Source organism: Flavobacterium sediminis (assembly GCF_003148385.1).
Classification (GTDB): Bacteria; Bacteroidota; Bacteroidia; order Flavobacteriales; family Flavobacteriaceae; genus Flavobacterium; species Flavobacterium sediminis.
The window spans coordinates 2,191,821-2,210,195 of sequence record NZ_CP029463.1; the positions used below are offsets into that span (position 1 = coordinate 2,191,821).

Annotated in this window: 8 protein-coding genes; 5 read left to right on the forward strand and 3 right to left on the reverse strand. The window is 36.9% G+C overall.

Features of this window, described 5'->3' with window-relative positions; all coding sequences use genetic code 11:
• The first annotated feature begins 4 nt into the window (after positions 1 to 4).
• Positions 5 to 694, forward strand: coding sequence for a hypothetical protein (locus tag DI487_RS10160; protein WP_146193438.1), 690 nt, complete (start codon positions 5 to 7; stop codon positions 692 to 694).
• A 3-nt stretch (positions 695 to 697) separates the two neighbouring features.
• Entirely contained in the window at positions 698 to 11,695 is a 10,998-nt protein-coding gene (locus DI487_RS10165) for an AHH domain-containing protein (protein WP_109569542.1), read from the forward strand.
• Between the two features lie 16 nt (positions 11,696 to 11,711).
• Here the strand turns inward: DI487_RS10165 and DI487_RS10170 are convergent, their stop codons facing one another.
• Positions 11,712 to 12,347 carry an imm11 family protein gene (locus tag DI487_RS10170; RefSeq protein ID WP_109569543.1) on the reverse strand — a complete coding sequence of 212 codons (636 nt, stop codon included), beginning with the start codon at positions 12,345 to 12,347 and terminating at the stop codon, positions 11,712 to 11,714.
• 8 nt (positions 12,348 to 12,355) lie between these two features.
• Complete coding sequence (locus DI487_RS10175) at positions 12,356 to 12,685, reverse strand: helix-turn-helix domain-containing protein (protein ID WP_109569544.1); 330 nt, start codon at positions 12,683 to 12,685, stop codon at positions 12,356 to 12,358.
• Positions 12,686 to 12,833: 148 nt separating this feature from the next.
• Here DI487_RS10175 and DI487_RS10180 point away from each other — a divergent pair, with 148 nt between their 5' ends.
• The 3 genes from DI487_RS10180 (at position 12,834) to DI487_RS10190 (ending at position 16,253) form a co-directional block, all read left to right on the forward strand.
• Complete coding sequence (locus DI487_RS10180; RefSeq protein ID WP_109569545.1) at positions 12,834 to 14,423, forward strand: hypothetical protein; 1,590 nt, start codon at positions 12,834 to 12,836, stop codon at positions 14,421 to 14,423.
• A gap of 140 nt (positions 14,424 to 14,563) precedes the next feature.
• Entirely contained in the window at positions 14,564 to 15,484 is a 921-nt protein-coding gene (locus tag DI487_RS10185) for a tyrosine-type recombinase/integrase (protein ID WP_170108196.1), read from the forward strand.
• On the forward strand, positions 15,477 to 16,253 hold the full coding sequence (locus DI487_RS10190; protein WP_170108197.1) for a tyrosine-type recombinase/integrase: 777 nt from the start codon (positions 15,477 to 15,479) through the stop codon (positions 16,251 to 16,253). Before DI487_RS10185 ends, DI487_RS10190 begins: the two co-directional genes overlap by 8 nt.
• Positions 16,254 to 17,479: 1,226 nt before the next feature.
• Here the strand turns inward: DI487_RS10190 and DI487_RS10205 are convergent.
• Positions 17,480 to 18,274: a hypothetical protein gene (locus tag DI487_RS10205; protein WP_109569550.1), complete on the reverse strand. Its 795-nt coding sequence runs from the start codon at positions 18,272 to 18,274 to the stop codon at positions 17,480 to 17,482.
• Positions 18,275 to 18,375 lie beyond the last annotated feature (101 nt).

An 18,375-nucleotide genomic window follows, 5' to 3' on the forward strand; every position in this document is an offset into this window, starting at 1 on the left:
GGGCATGAAAAAAATATATATAGCATTAGTTATTTTTTGCTTTGGAATGACTTATGCACAAATACCCAAAGACAAAGATAAAGTTGTAACCTTGTTGGAAGAGAGTAAAAAGGCATACGAAAATACAAAGGCTTATTCGTTAAGTTTAAGAAGTGTCGTGTACAAGGATTTTGACACACAAGAAGTTTTAGAAGAATCTCAAGGAGTGTTCATTAAATACGGTCAGGAGAATTATTTAAAAATGAGTAACGGAGAAGCTGCTAATTTGGAAACAGTAACCGTTAAAACGGATGGCGATTCTAAGTTGATCCAAATAGGTAAAAAAAATAAACAGGCAGAATTGATTTATGATTTGTCGGGAATTGTAAAGAACTATTCTTCTTTTCAAGTTGTAGAAACATCGAAGGAATGGATCTGTACATTAGAAGCTGAAAAAATAGCCTCAACTCCTTATGGGAAAATTAAAATTTATATTGACAAAAAAACTAAATACATAAATAGACAGATTTTGTATTTGTATGCTGCTATTCCAAAATCAGGAAAAGATTATTATCCAAGAATTGAAATGATTTTTACTGATTTTACATTCCTGAAAGAAAGACCAAAACAGTTGGAACTTTCTCACTACGTTAAAAAGGTTAATTTAAAATATACACCATCGTTGTACTATGCTGGTTATCAAATAATTGATTAGTTTATGCAAAAAAAAGGTTTTAATTTTCGACTAATAGGACTCTTTTTCATCTCAATAATATCATTTTGTTCATTTGGAAAAGAAAAAAAATGGACTACAGAATTAGTAGGTAATCAAATTCAGGCGGGAGCAGTAATGTCCCTTCATGATCCGGAATCCGGACAATTCACAACGGTATCCCAAAATACATTTATAGAACTAAAAATAGATGATTATGCGGGACCTTACTACTGGTTTACATGTGATGTGAATATGTCAATTACACCTATTTTATCTGATGGTAGTTTAGGAACACCCTATTCACAACGGTTATCAGTTGAGAATAATCATTATAATGGTTTCGGAACTTTTATAGATTTACAAAAACACTTGGTAATTGACGGAGTTTTAGGGGCAGAAATATCTATTGATGAAGTAACAATCTATAATAAAGATGCTAGTGTAAATGAAAGCATTACACCGTCAAATGTCCATTTAACATTAAGTAACGAAGTTGAGCGCTATTATCCACTGCCTACGGGAACAGTTGTAGTTATTAACTATGGGCAGATAGTATTAAATACAGTAGACAATACTATTGAAGTGCCATGGCAACAAATGACGGGAGCAGAGGAATATGAATTGGCGTGGACCTGGGTTGATGATTATAGTAATGATGGACTTAGTGTTCCGTTAACACCAAGCCAGATTCCTATGACTATACGTGAATTTGAGCAAAATTGTACGCGGATTCAGACCAAAGAAACGTCATATACCATTTCAAATATTTATGACAGAGGATACTTGTTGTTCAGGATCAGGGCAATAGGTAGAGATCTACAAGATCCGACGTATAATACATATACCCCATGGGATGTAAATGATCCGAATGGAATTACCAGTGTATTTGATTGGGGAATATTTCCGGTGAATGCACATGATAACATGAATTGGCAGTTTCAGGCTTCTTATGCAGAAGAGGGGAAAAAGAAAGATGTTGTTTCCTATTTTGACGGTTCTTTGAGAAACAGACAAACAGTTACTAAGATCAATTCAAATGAAAAGGCCGTTGTCGGAGAAGTTATATACGATGAAGAAGGAAGAGCTGCAATAGAGGTATTGCCGGTGCCGGTAGACAGTAAAGCTATAAAGTACTATCCTGATTTCAATCAAAATATGACTTCGGAAGTATATTCTTATCAGGATTTTTCAAGTGTTAGCGCAACAAATTGTGACTTGCAAGCAGGCGGAATGACGGATCTAATAGGAGCAAGTAAATATTATTCAGCGAATAATGCACAAGAGAATAGTTTTCAGGATTTTATTCCAAAAGCGGAGAACTATCCTTTTTCACAAATAGATTATTCCTTAGATAACACCGGAAGAATAAGAAAAAAAGGAGGAGTAGGAGTTAATCATCAGTTAGGAACCACTCATGAAATGAAGTATTTCTACTCTATACCAAGTCAGGAAGAACTAAATCGTCTGTTTGGTTATAGCGTAGGAAATGTACAACATTACAAAAAAAATATTGTAGTAGATCCAAACAGACAGGTAAGTGTGAGCTATATCGACCCTCAGGGAAGAACAATAGCTACAGCCTTGTCTTCAGGAAGCCCTGCCAATATGAATAATTTAGAAGACGAAACAAATAACAGCCTTCATCAATACAACACAACAGATTTGCTGAATAAATTGGATGCAAATGATTTTGATACGGATTTAGACAATAACACACAATACTTAGCGAGTAATTATTGGGGAAATAATTTAGATGGTCTAAGATATGATGCTCAGAAAGTGTTTGTCACAGAAGGAGATTATACTTTCAAGTATAAAGTTTTAAAAGATTCGCCATTTACCTTTGAATGTAATGAAGAAACTTTTTATTATCCATTCTTATACAAACTGCATTTGGGAGTATCTGACGAATGCGGTAATGATCTGGCAACCCTGGATAAAAATTTAGGAGGAGATTCGGAAGCTGTTTTAAACGACTATCTGGATGTAGATGGAAATTATGATCAGGCAGCTGTCGGTCCAAGTTATAGCACATCTTTTAACCAAAGTTTTGATGATACTATGGTACTTCAAAATCCGGTTTTAGGAGCCTATGGTATAACCAAACAGCTAACGGTAGATCAGGATGCTCTTGAGATATTTGCAGAAGATTATATTAAAAGAGGAGTAGAAGCCGGATGTATTTTGGGACCACAAAATCCGGATGTCAACTTAGTGTCATGTTATTATTCTTGTGATCAGTGTGTAGCCTATTATAACGGAATAGATTACCCATTTGATTTCGGGGATGAAGACCCTTCTAATGATGTAGTATATCCGGGATTAAGTTATGATTCTGATGGAACAATGTTATATGGACAAGATGCCTATGTACAAATGATGCTTGATTCCAATTTAGACTTACAAGCCTTGGAGCAAGGAACTCAAGAATTTACAGATTTAGAAACGTTGTTAATTCTCAGATATCAACAAGAATGGGAGGGCATACTATTAGAATGTCAGAGACCATGCCAACCGGATGGCTATGTAGTCGGAAGCGGAACGGTTAGTACATCCATGAGCTGTGATAATAATTTGATGACTTTGGCTACGGACATGTTGCCTGCCGGTCAATACGGTTTTTATACTTCTGATATCGATACTAACGGAAATGCTGTAGGAAATAGTGATTCGAGTCAAGATGCTCAAAGTCTGATTGCGAATAACGATTTTACTATTTATCATGAAGGGAATACTATTTATGCAGCAGCTGAGGGAACCGAATTAGAGTTGAATGATTGGAGACATCCGGTATTGTTTGATGCTTATGGCTTTTTAGGAACAACTTATGTCATCAGTGATTTAAGACACTATTTTAACAGCATCGGAGAAATAGACTTTGTAGGTATTCAATGGGATAATGATAGTAATACCTTTGTTCCGGCAGTGATGAATAATGACTTTACAGCAGAGATAACATCAATATCAGGTTTGTTAACCGTTTTTCCTGATGCCGAAGTAGATGCTGAAGCCGGTTTGTATAAGATTGAACCGCAATATTTAAAAAATGTGACAGATTTTGTCACTTATATTGATAACAGGGATACATGGCCGCTATCTTTAGTAAAATACCACCCTGAGTTTCATTATTTAGATTATCAGTACAAAACATGTTCTATTCTGATAGAAGATACAGATGATTTTGAATTAGACGGAGATCAAAATACAACAGATGTAATAACCTTTAATTCGGATGGTTTTGATAGTTTTTTAGGATCTTTTGATAATTATCAGGATGCAAAAAATGCAGGATTATTGAACGATCCGTTAGCCTTGTTTAACAACGATCCTTTTTTCCAGTTAGAGCATCCTTACGACGGTCTGGTAATTGTTAGTTCTACCCAGAATGAAGGAGGGGAAGTAACAACAACAACAACAAATATTACGCCTGCAATGATGCTGGAGGTAAAGCAATACATTATGCATCAGGCTTTAACTAAAACAAATATAGCTACACCTGTAAACGGTTCTAATCTGAATGCCGGTTTCTTCGGAGGGTATGAAAATACTCAGCAAACATTATTTGAAAATGTTTATCAAACCTTGTTCTGTAATACACCGGGAGGTGGAGGTTGTACTCAACCTTTAAATTTGAATTTTTCAACAATACTAAGTGTAATTGACGGTTTGGATCCGTTAGTAGTTCCCGATGCAGATGAAATTAAGGATAAGTTCTGGCAATATTATGTATCCTATTATTTAGGAGTGAAGCAAAAAGTACAACATGTTTTTATTAATTTATATGCTTCCCGTTTAGGTTTTTATAATGATTGTATAGGGAATAATAACCAGGAGAACTATAATACCATAACCTCAGTGATCAGAGAGTATCCATCAGCGAGAAACTTGGTTAACAGCTGGATGGTATTGCCTGAAGACAACACAAGTAGTAATTTAACAACTACCTTACAAACAGAAAACGGAACTTCCTTAGCTGTAAAAGAAAAACGATTTTTACCATACGATGAATTGTATAATTCCGAACAATCAGCACAAGACATATACGAAGACATGATGAGTGTCATTAATACGAATATGTATGAAAGTGATGGTGTTTGTCCTATGGTAAGAGACTTAAAAGCATTTTTAGAAAATCTGATCAGAAGAGCAGGACAAGAGAACGGATTAGTCAATACGGTCGTAAATACCGGAGCAACCTATGCAATGGATACATTCCTGAATTCTGCTTCAAATATCACTGACCCCTATTTATATTATATTTCTCAAAGTTTGTTAGAAGAACTTAACGGGGACTGGAGCAGTACCATAACATCGTTGCAGTCTTCTTTTAGCCCTGATAACAAAACAATTACAATTACACTTGAGCAGGGGACAACAACCTTAGAGACTATAACATTAACAATCCCTGCTACAGGAGTTGCAGCCGGTTTAGACTGGCAGGGATACGGTTCAGGAACTTCAAGTTTATGGGTTATAAATAGTGTTCCGCAAGTAGTAAGTACAGGGTATGATGCGGCCAATCAGGAGTATACCTTTGAAATGGTTGTGCGGATAATAGGAAATGGTGTAGGAACTTCTTTGCAAGTGCCTTATAAAGATATTGTACTTTCCGGTCGTACAAAAGCACGTTTAACCTGTACAAATGGTTCGGACGGAGTGGTGACTAACGGAGAAAACGGGGATCCTATATTGATCGATCCCGGAGATTCTGAGGGGTGTAACAAGAAAGAACTTTTTGCAGATGCTTTGAAAGAGTTGATTGTAGGGCTGGGCACTAATGTAAACAGTACGTCTCCTTACCAGATCCAAACAACTACTGTACCTAACTATCTGAGTGGTTATTTCGGGTTAACTGCTTCATCGGTGGTGGAATGGGTTTATGTGAGCAATTATTATTTTATACCGTTAAATATATATTTAAACGCCTATAAAATTTTGGTTGACGGTAATGTTAGGATGGTACTGGCAACCGCTTCTGACCTAAGTACCGGAAATTTGAATTCTTTAAATATCGGAAGCCTTAATTCAGGGTTATTTTACAGCCGATACAATACGGTTTCCGGAACGATAGAGAATAATGCAATGACACCACCTTATGAATCTTTTTCAGGATACATTTTCGGAGAACAGATTAGGAAAACAACAGCGATGGTCTTTACGTGTTGTAACGAATGCGGAGAATGGGACTATGACGGTGACGGTATACCGGATGATGATAATTTTGGAGAAGGTTATTGCGACCTCTGCGACAATAGGATAGACCTTGACCTTGACGGTATACCGGATTGTTACGATACCTATGTATGTATGCCGGATAACGAAACAGATTATGATTGCGACGGAATCCCGAACGATCAGGACGCTTATCCGTATTGTAATAATAACTTTGATAGCGACGGAGATGGGATCCCTAACGGTTGTGATTCGTGTCCGAATTCACCGAATACAAATGACGAAGACGGAGACGGTATAGGCGATGCCTGCGATAATTGTCCGCAAACCTATAATCCGGGGCAGGAAGATTCTGATAATGACGGTATAGGTGACGTTTGTGATGTTTGTCCGGATAACTATAATCCGGGAAATACCTATTTGGTAGATACAGATGGTGACGGAGTATTGGATTCGTGTTCTAATGTAAGATGTTGGGAAACAAGCGATACGGAAGTGGTCGAATTTTTAGACCACTTAAAAGATATGATTAATGAGTATATCACTTATATAGATGATAATAATATTGCATTAGCTTCTAATATTGAAAGCTCAGCCTTTACTTCGCCAACAATGGATGCTTTGATTAGTGATTGTGAATTAGCGTATCGATTCAATACAACCTTTCCGAGTTTAAACGCTAATAGTTTGGTAATTAATGCTTATGTGTATTATGCATCTGTTTATAAGATACCTAGAAAGCTTTATTTTATAAATGGAACCAGCATGTATAGTGGAGGGGGAACCACTATACATGGAGATATACTATTTGAGACGAGCAGTACACAATTAATACCGACAGATATTACTTCTGTGACCAGCATTGAAACGGCAGGATATTCTCAAACCGGCTATAACCTGATAATGGAAGTTGTTTCACAAAATTCAGGAACCGTTACTGTACCCATCAATATCAGGTTCAAAAAAACAGTTAGTAATGTAGGATATGACACATATCCAGGGGTATGCGGTTTCTTAAGATATCATGCATCAAATCCTTTGACTAACAAGTTAGTATCCAATAAACCGGGGAATGAAGTTTTTAATGAAGCAGTGGAATCATTAGATGTTTCAACCTGCGATTGTATTCCTCAGATACCGGCTGCTACATCATGCTACGATCAATATGTGGCATATAATGATTTTGTTGCTGGTTTTGCAACGCAATATCCGAATTTGTCCGGATTTAATTTTACGAGTTACGATACTCAGAACGATTTCTGTGACTATAACCTTCATTTTATTACAGCCGGATACCTGCATTACATAACACAGTTAGCAAGTAATACTTCTATACCGGATCTGGATAAAGAAGATTTGTTCCTGACGATCTCAGAGTTTGGAGATACACCGTTAAATTACGGCTTTGATTACAACACGGCAGACGGAAACATAATTGATAATTTCTTAGATTACTATATAGCCGAACTGATCAATTATACCGAAGGCTTGCATGAATTGACATACGATTACGGAGACGGAGATATACAGATCGTTACAGTAAACAACTGGCAGTTATATGCTACCTGGTATTTAGCAACACATCCACGAGTTTGTCCGCCGGCACCGATGCCTGTTTATGTGGAAGAAACAGTGGAGATGGACAACCCTTGTGAGGAGTTTACCATTAGTGTGGCAGAAACATATAACAATGAAGCTTATCAGGCGTATCTTAACAGGCTAAAACGAGAGTTTAAGACTGCCTATCTGGCGGAAGCATTAGGAGAAGCGATTGAGAACTTTGATCTGGAGTATTTTGATAAAGAATACCAGTACACCTTGTATTATTACGATCAGGCAGGAAACCTTATACAGACCGTTGCACCGCAAGGAGTTGACAGACTGGTACTCGATGCGGCACAGAATCAATTGATCGACGATATCAGGATAAACGATCTGGAAAATACAGCAATGTTACCTGCTCACGATTTTAAAACGCGCTACCTTTACAACTCGTTAAACCAGTTAGTATGGCAGGCAACTCCGGACGGAGGAGAAACCCGCTTTGCGTATGATGAACTGGGCAGAATAGTAGCCTCGCAAAACGAAAAACAGGGAACCGGAAATAATGTGCCGTTCAACAGAATAACCTTTAACCTGCCGCCGGAATTAACCGTACAAGGAAGCAGTATCATAAAAACACTTGCTAAAGACGCCTATGTAGGAGGAACATCTTATGGGTATGTGCTAAATGGTGACGGGTATATTGAGTTTTCGGTTTCCGGTGTGGATAACACCGTCAGTACCGAATATTTATTCTGTGGATTGTCGTATGTAGACGGAACATTCTCAAGTATAAAGTACGGATTCTATGTCTATCCGGCCACGTCAGCTAATAAGTTAGCTATTAGAAGTATTGGCGCAACTGTTCCGACCTATGTTCCTTCAAATGTGATGTATTCTAATCCGAATCAGATACTGAGAATAGAACGGATCAATCAAACGATAAACTATTATGTAGACGGCGTGCTTTACCATACTCAGACTGAAACCGATCAGGGAACGTATCTGGTAGGATCGCCTTTGTTGATCGATTTTGCTATTTACAAACAAAAGCACAGGATCAATAATTTAAAAGTGGTCAATTACGATGCGACCAATAATTTCAGCTATACCCGTTACGACGATCTGGGACGTATCTTTGAAGCCGGACAGTTTGCTGTAGATCAAACCCAACCTTTGTATATAGACGACAACGGAAAGTTGAGAGATCTGTTGACCGATGCGTTAGTAGGAGTCAATGCTAATGGTTTAGTAGACAATTATCCGTATAATGTTTCGTCGGCACAGGAAGAAGTGACCCGAACCTTATATGACGATTACAGTGACTTCCAGACTCAGGTTCAGGCCGGGCAATTGCTGTCAAACCCTACATACAATACACAAAACAGGGTTACAGCCATACTCAGCTTTGCCGGTCATACCGAAACCACGCCTTTAAGCGATTACGAGTCGGCCATTTTCTATAATTACGACGTTCATGGAAATGTAGACGAAATGCTTCAGGTGGCCAGCACTCAAATACTGGATTACCAGCTAGATCCTACGATCAAGCGGGTGAACTATGAATACGATCTGATCAGCGGAAACGTTAAAAAAGTATGGTTTCAGAAAGGCAATGCAGACCAGTTCATTCACAAATACAATTACGATGCAGATAATAGGATCGTGAGTGTGGAAACGTCAAAAGATACGTACATCTGGGAGAAAGACGCCACGTATTTGTATTACGATCACGGGCCGCTGGCACGGGTTGTTTTAGGAGACAAACAAGTACAGGGGGTAGACCATGCTTATACGATTCAGGGCTGGTTAAAAACCGTAAATAGCGAGAGCCTGAATGCTCAGAATAATGATATGGGACACGACGGCGATTGGGTTTCTAAAGATGCTATGGGCTATTCCTTATCGTATTATGAAGGCGATTACGAATCCCGTATTACCGCTACCATGAACAGTGTTTCAGGAAGTAATCTTTCCTTTAATCCAACCGATAGCGATCTGTTTAACGGTAATATTAAACGAATGGTAACCACGCTGCACAATACCGAATTGCAAGTATTGCCTACGCAGGTAAACCTTTACGGCTACGACCAGTTAAACCGAATCTTCGAATTTTCGTCTTACCAGGTCGATATCGACGAAAACGGGAGCAACAGTACAACAAGTTACGCTTCAAATTATACCTACGACCGAAACGGAAACCTGCAAACGTTGAAGCGAACAGCACCTTACAGCGACGGGGTAACCGAAACGATTGAAGAAATGGACGATTTCTCATACCATTACGACCCGTTGACCAATAAATTACTGTATATTACAGATATTGCGGCCAACAATTTTTCGGAAGATATAGACAGCCAGAGTGCAACGAACTATGGGTATGACGAGATCGGTCAATTGATCAAAGACGAGCAGTCTCATATAACCGGTATTCAGTGGCGAGCCGACGGAAAGGTAAAAAGCATTAACATCAACGACGGTATCGTCGATCAAAACGTATTGTTCTTTTATGACGGTTTAGGGAACCGGATCGCTAAAAAGTTGTCTACCTTCGGTAGAAGTGGCGAAAACACGACCGCTACCTATTATGCCCGTGATACGCAAGGGAACTCATTAGGGGTTTACAGCTATGCTGTGGCACCGAGATCAACTACTGAGTTTGCCCTGAAAGAACACCATATTTACGGCAGCAGCAGACTGGGTATACAAAATTATACCGCAGGAACCTTCGTGACAGAATATTCCCGATTAGTAGGCGATAAATATTACGAACTGTCGAACCATCTGGGGAATGTTTTAAGCGTGATCACCGACAGAAAGATCATTCCTACCGATACTCGTTTAACGGACAGTAATGATTTTGAGGAGAACAAATGGGAAGCCTATGGCGAAGCCAGTGTGGATATTACAGTGGACAGACAACAGGAGATCCTTACCGGAGCGGCAAATGCCGGCGCTTTTACAGCCTATGCTTTGCAACCGGCTACTTATGTGATCAGTTTTGATATTGACAGAGACAACATTCCGCAGGGAACAGCCTTGCATCTGGATATTCTGGATGGCACTACTACGGCAGTGGCGAGCCATACGATCAACGAAAGCGGTTATGTATCCTTTACGTTTACCCTTACCACAGCCGATACGTATAAGGTCTTGTTATGGCATGATTATGCGGGTGTTTCCGTTTTTATGGATAATTATTATTTTTACGAGCTACCGGCGGTATCAAGCAATAATTTTATATCTTTGTTTGAACCGGAAGTTCTTTCATATAATGATTATTATCCCTTTGGTCAGTTACTGCCAAACAGGCATGCAAGCTCAGATTCATACCGTTACGGCTTCCAAGGGCAAGAGAAAGACGACGAAATTAAAGGGGAAGGAAACTCCATAAACTACACCTTCCGTATGCACGACACAAGGGTGGGTAGGTTTTTTGCCATTGATCCGTTGTTTAGAAAATATGCTTTTTATTCTCCGTATGCATTTAGTGGGAATAGGGTAATAGACAGAAACGAGTTAGAAGGATTAGAAACTGGACCTCAATATTGGATGTCTATTAGTCCGACAGCTAAACAGTCTGGAATGACACCAGAATTGTGGCAGAAGCAGCTTAGTTCTTCACCTAATATGAAAGCTATTCATGGACTTTTAGATGGAGCAGGTTTTGTACCTGGATTTGGTGAGTTGGCAGATGGTACAAATGCTATTATTTATACTTATGAAGGAGACTACTTAAATGCTGCTTTTTCTTCAATAAGTTTAATTCCTCTAGGTGGTGATGCTACAGCTAAAGGGTTTAAATACTCTTTAAAAGTAGCTGGTTTTGAAGGTAGAACGTTTAAAAGTGCATGGGCAGCTAAAAAATGGCTTGGTAATGCGATGGAGTTTGGAGTTAAGTCAGCAGATGCTATTGCAAATAGAAGTAAGTTAGCAAAAGCGATAAACATTACTCAAAAAGGAATGCAGGCTCATCATATCATACCTGTTGAAGCTCTTACTAAAAGTGAAGTAGTACAAAAAGCTGTAGATGCAGGTTTTGACTTTAATGGTGTAGTAAATGGCATTGGTGTCAAAGCGTTAAACGAAGGGGGTACACATGCTAATCACCCAACATATACAAAGCAAATATTAGAGAATTTAACAAAATGGTCAAAAGAAAATGTTAATTATACAGGAGAACAAGCTAAAGAGTACTTGGAAAAATTTGCAGGAAAATTAAAAGATAAGATACAAAAAGAATCTGTAGAAGGAAGTACAAAAGTTAATGACTTAATTATAAAATAATAAAAAGGAAAGGCTCTTAGTTATTGACTGGAGCCTTTTCAAATTTTATACCTTTTATATTGTCTTTAATAAAAGATTGTGTTAGTTTTTCAGATAATATTATATTACTGAATAAATAAGGAAAAACAAAAAGGTCGTGTTCTTCTATTGTGTTGATTTTAATATTTTCAGCTTCAATCCACCAGTTAATATTGGGTAGTTCTTCTTTTTTTTGAATATAATCTTGATATGAAGTTAACTTTATATTATCTTCTCTAAAACCAACTTCAACAGTATAAAATGAACTATTTTTAAAATCAATCCAATTGATGATATCAGGTTGAACGAGAGCCATCCAATAATATTGATGAATTACCCCTTTATGGTCTTTAACCGGGCAGTTATAGAATTTATGGTTCATTATTTTAAAATCAGCTAATATATTTTTTACTTTATCATTGATAAGTAAACCATGTCCGGCTATAGAGGCTTGACTAAGTATATCTGTCAATTTAGCTCCTTTTTCAAGTGTTGCAGAGAGTATAGGTTCATTATCAGGATAGACATTATGTCTGAATTTAAAGGCTTCTTTTATTTTATCAAAAGCTACTTGTGGATAAACTTTACCAGTTTCTTTACTTTCGGCAGGTGTATCTAAAATGTAATACTGCATAGTGGTAGTTATTTATAAGTTTGTTGTGTTTTAAAATCACGTAATGCCATATCAATAAGACTAATGATATAGTTTTTATTTTCTTCTGATAAATTAGTAATACTTTCCATTCTATTAAGCATTTCTTTATCAAGTATAATTTTTGATTTTCCTGCTAAATAATCAATCGAAACCTCAAGAGCATCTGCAATTTTAATTACAACATCAATAGAAGGAGTTAAATTACTTCTCTCATATCTTCCGATTACATCACCACTAGTTCCAATAAGCTTACCTAAATCTGCTTGCGATAATCCTTTTTTCTTTCGGATGAGCATTATGTTTTCTCCTAAATCCATAATAATAGGTAGTTAAAAAGCCTAAAAAAGCTTTGTTTTGACAAAAATAAATGATTTAAAAGTCATAAACAAGTATGATAATGTTTGGTTAATTCGGATTGATAATTTACTTTTGTGAATTATAAGTCGTAATTATTTTTTTTTAACAATGGAAAAATCAAATCTCAACACCACCAACCCCAACCATTACATCTACGAAACCAAACACTTAAAAATATCCATTTTAGGAGGAATACGGTTTAATAATTTAGAAGCTTTACGAGTTACTCTCGGAATACAAAAACTAAAAAGCGAACAGGTTTTAAGACAGAATATTGATTTATATAATGACACCAGTATAGAAAAACTCACAAGAAAAGTAGCGGAGCGTTTAGAAATCGGCACAACGATAGTGAGACGGGATTTAGACCAATTAACCAATGAACTGGAAACCTACCGATTACAAGAAGTAGAACAACAAGGCAAATTATACGAAAAGCAAGTAAAAGTTTTAACCGAAAAAGAAGTGCGAGCCGCACAGGCATTTTTAAAAGCAGATAACTTGATAAACAGAACTCAAGAATTAATCGGACAATCAGGAGTAATCGGCGAAGAAACCAACCGATTATTAATGTACTTAATCTTCACATCAAGAAAAACCAACAATCCGTTACATTGCATCAGTCTAGGAAGTTCAGGAGCAGGAAAAACACATTTACAAAGCAAAGTAGCCGAACTCATCCCAGAAGAAGATAAAATAGAAATGACCGTATTATCGGCAAATGCTTTTTATTACTTCAACAGAACAGAACTACAAAACAAACTCATTTTAATAGAAGATTTAGACGGAGCAGAAAGTGTACTCTATCCACTTCGAGAGTTACAAAGTAAAAAGAAGATTACCAAAACATTAGTGCATAAAGACCAAAAAGGCGTAACAAAAACCATTCATTTAACAGTCGAAGGTCCAGTAAGTGTAAGTGGTTGTACTACTCAAGAAAGTATTTATGAGGATAACAGTAACCGTAGTTTTCTTTTATACATTGATGAAAGTGAGTTGCAAGATGAAAAAATTATGTTGTATCAGCGTGCCATATCAGCAGGACAAATCAACCACGAAGAAGAACATCAAGCAAGAGAATTATTAAAAAACGCTCAAAGGTTATTAAAAGTTATTACTGTTCGCAATCCTTTTGCCATGCACTTAACACTTCCGCAATCCGTGTTTAAACCAAGAAGAACCAACGCCCACTATTTACAATTTATTGAGGCAATCACATTTTACAAGCAATACCAAAAGTTCCACCATATCGACAAAGAAACAGGCGAAGAATACATCGAAACATCAATCGAAGACATACAAGAAGCTAACGAACTCATTAAAGAAGTATTATTAAGAAAAAGTGATAGTTTAACAGGAGCGTGCAGAAATCACCTTGAAAATCTAAAAGACTATTTAAAAAAACAAAATCAAACCCAGTTTACCAATAGTGAAATCAGAAGAAATTTAAGAGTAAAAGAAACCACACTTAGAAGATACAACAACCAGTTATTACTAGAAAACTATATTAAGAAAGTACAAAATAAAACGACTAAATCTTATGCCTATGAAATCACTAATCCCGATGAATACCAAGACTTAAAAGCTATGATAGATAAGGCATTACAAGACTGTATGGTACAAATACAACTCGCCAATGAGCCAACAACTAACCACTCCAAAGTGGCGAGGTCAAAACCAACAAAATCAATAAGTTAAAATTAAAAAGTTGTCAGGATGCAAAAAACAATACATACCCCATAAAAAATGAAAGTTATAAAGTATTAGTAAAAGATTTTGAGAACTGGCTAGATATATTAGGTTACAGCGAAAGTACCATTAAAAATTTACCTAGTCACTTGCGGGAGTTTTTTCACTACTTAGAAAACGAAAACATCAATACAATAAACAGTTTAACAGTTCAACAAATAAAAGACTATTACAATCATCTAAAAACAAGAAACAATCAAGCCCGAGAAGGAGGATTAAGCAAAGCGTATTTAAACAAACACCAACAAGCACTTTTTAAGTTCAACGATTATTTAAAAGAGCACAATCACAAAGGCATTAATATACATTTAAAACGAGAAGAACAAAACCAAAGAGATAGTTTACAAATCCTAACCCAAGACGAAATCAAACAATTATTTAAAGCAACCGATTATAGCAATGAACAAGAAAGAATTAGAAAAAGAGATAAAGTAATTTTAGTGTTATTATACAGTTGTGGTCTGCGTAGAAACGAAGTAGTTAATCTAAAAATCAAAGATATAGTTTTTGATAAAGAACGCATCCACGTTAGAAAAGGAAAGAATTATAAAGAGCGTTTTGTTCCCATAAATGAATATAATTTAAGAATAATAGAAGAATATATTTACGATTATCGACCAGCATTTTACAATTATAAACAAACCGAATATCTATTAATCAACTATCGAGGAAAACCACTACAAGGACAAAGTTTAAGTAATCGACTAACAGCAATCGCACTGATAACTGAAAACCGTGAACTGATAACTAAAAATATCACACCACACATTTTAAGGCATAGCATCGCAACACATCTTTTAGAAAAAGGAGCCAAAATAGAAACCATCAGCCAGTTTTTAGGGCACTCAAGTTTAGAGAGTACACAAATCTACACGCATTTACTAGAACACAAAGCAAAAACCAATAACGATGAACAATTACACAACATACTTAGAGAAAAACGGTTACAGCAACAAGAGTATTCCAGCATTCCTAAAGGCTACAGAACGCCTAAATATATGGATGAATAAATACGGAACTACAAAAGAAAACATCGACTACAAAACCTTTTTAAAATATGTAGAGGAAATCAAAAAAACAGGAATAAAAATCAGAACTTTAAAAACCTATATCGGAAACTTAAAAATATACTTCAATTATCTACAAGAAAAAAATTACAGAGCAGACAATCCCATTACCAACATCAACATAAAAGGAACAGTAAAAACGGTATTAGGCAATCTACTCACAGCCGATGAACTCGAAGATTTATATTATTCTTACGAGACCAAAGACAATGATCTAGCTAGAAAACGCAACAAAATTATTATCGGATTATTAGTCTATCAAGGCTTACAAAGTAAAGAACTTCAATACTTAAAAGAAGAACACGTAGAGTTATACAAAGGCAAAATACAAATTCCAGAGAGTAAAAAAACCAACGGCAGAACATTAGAACTCAAACCCTGGCAACTCATGGAACTAATGGAATATTTACAAAAGATCAGACCACAAATAACGCCAAAAGGAGAAGAAAGTTTATTTACATCAAGCTATGGAAATAGTAATTTAAGCAATGTTTTAAAGAAAATAAGCGAAGAATTAAAACTAATCAATTACAACTATCAAAATGCCATACAAATCAGAAACAGCGTCATCGTAAACTGGCTCAAACAACACAAGTTAAGAAAGGCTCAATATATGGCAGGACATCGTTACATAAGTAGTACAGAACGCTACAGGCAAGACAATTTAGAAGAACTTCACGAGATGGTCAACACCTTCCATCCCATACAATAAACCCTACAATTTTAACATATTTTAACAACTAAACGCCAAAAACAACTAAACTTTTAAAAACCAACACATTAAACCAAAAAAACGTTCGCAAAACGAACCGTGGCAGGACGTAGTTACTAAGCGAAGTCCAAGCCGAATCCCAAAATAGGAACGCTCCGCTGAGTTCTTTGCGCCCGCCCAGTCCGAGCTTCCCCCTGCAATGGCGTTTTCCACCCCACGCTTAGCCCTTGTTTACCCCGAGTAAGGCACATTGTTTTTACCCTTTTATTTTCCCAAACCCACCGCGCATAAAAGAGATAAAAACAAAGCGCCTTACCCCCCAACCGATAAACAAGCGCACCCCAAAAAACGCCCCCAAGCTATATTTACATAGTGCATCGAGCATTATGGTTCATAAAAAAAAGTTCATAATTGATTAAAAGATATTTTTATGAAGCCATAATTTGCACTATGTAAAATAGCCGCACACCCCAGCGCCCACCCGTTCCCCCGCCACACCCAACACCCATTTGTCCGGTATCAAAATAATGCGGAATCCAAAGGCAAAAAACCACCAAAAAACCACCCGAAACCCCGAAAAGCAAAGAGTAAAAAAACACCAAATACAACACCATCAAACCCCTACGGATAAAATCTAACGAATCTTACAGATAAAATCTAACACCTTAAAATACAGTTATTTAAAATTCTTTGTTCAAAAAAACATCACAAAATTACGCCTGTCTCCCCGAAGGATCACAGCCTTAAATCTTTGCTCGTTTTTTATCACAAAAATTTAAAAAAGCAAAACGGATGCACTTTGTGTGTTCAATCGCCACAAGGCTATGCTCATTTTTTTAGAAGATTACCAAGGGAAATCCGATTATACAACAACGTTTGATTACTGGTAATCTTCCAAAAAAATCGAGCCATCCGTTTAAACCAACCAGCCGACTACAGGCAAACCCCGAAGGTAGTTTTATACCTGCCTTTTGATAATGGATAAATACATACGATTTTTAGCTTTAGATTTTTTGAGGCTTAGCTATAGATAACCCGAGGATAAGCCCAGTATAAGCCCACCATAACTCCACTAAAGCCGACTTTATCAAAGAGATAAAAAAAGGATAAGTTAACTACATCAGTAAGTTAAACTATCCTTGAAATAATGATTTTAAAGCGTTTTAAGCACAAAAAAAGCCCTCGGTCACCCGAGAGCCCAGTGGTCAATAAACAGGCTTTAAACCTTAAAAAACCTCTACTATCCGCATAGCGTTACCTTGAGCCAGTAAATAATCTACGCCATCTACTTTTTGGTAAAACTCAATACCCAAACACGCTACCACGCTAATACTAGCATCAGGAACCAATCCGCCAGGAGCGGTAGCCGTTAATGTGATGGTTGTTCCGGTGTTGTCAATAGGCTGAATAGCACTATAGGAAGTAATCCCCAAACTATTTTGGTCGGGTACATCCGGCTCATAGCTTAAGGTACTGTTATCATAACTGTAATCCGACAACCAACCCACAGCAGCTGCAATACGAAAACCTGTAGCACCTGCGGGAGCATTGATAAAGTTTATCGGAATAAAACTAGGAATTGTAAAGGTAATCTCCACACGGTCGGCATCGGGCGTAACGGTAAAGGGAGCGTTGAAAACCGAAGTAAAACTAATCTTGTTGTTTAGTTCCAATCCTTTTGCTTGTGTTTTATTAGCACTCAAAGCAATAGGGCGTTGTCCACGAACTCCTGAAGCTTTTGCATTAATCGACTTAAAAAGTCTGGTTAAAGAAGCTGTTAAAGTACTTCCGCCCATTGTTTGAATAACACTACTCAAAGCCGTTCTAAAGGCTTTACCTACTTTAGCAGAACCGCCAAACTCTGCATTGTTCTCTCGTGTTCTCACAAAGTTAGAACCCGTAGCTATCTGTTCTTTGGAAGCACCACCTGCGGTTCTTGCCAAATACTCACCATTAGAAGTATAAAAACTCATACCTCCAATATTACCAACTAACTTGATAACGCCTTTTTGCTTACTCATAACATAAAAATTAAAAGGTTACTAAATAGGTAGTTGTAGAGCCATAAAAACCGCTTTTACCAGTATAACAGCAAGTTGTGTACCAATATTGCGTAAGTTCC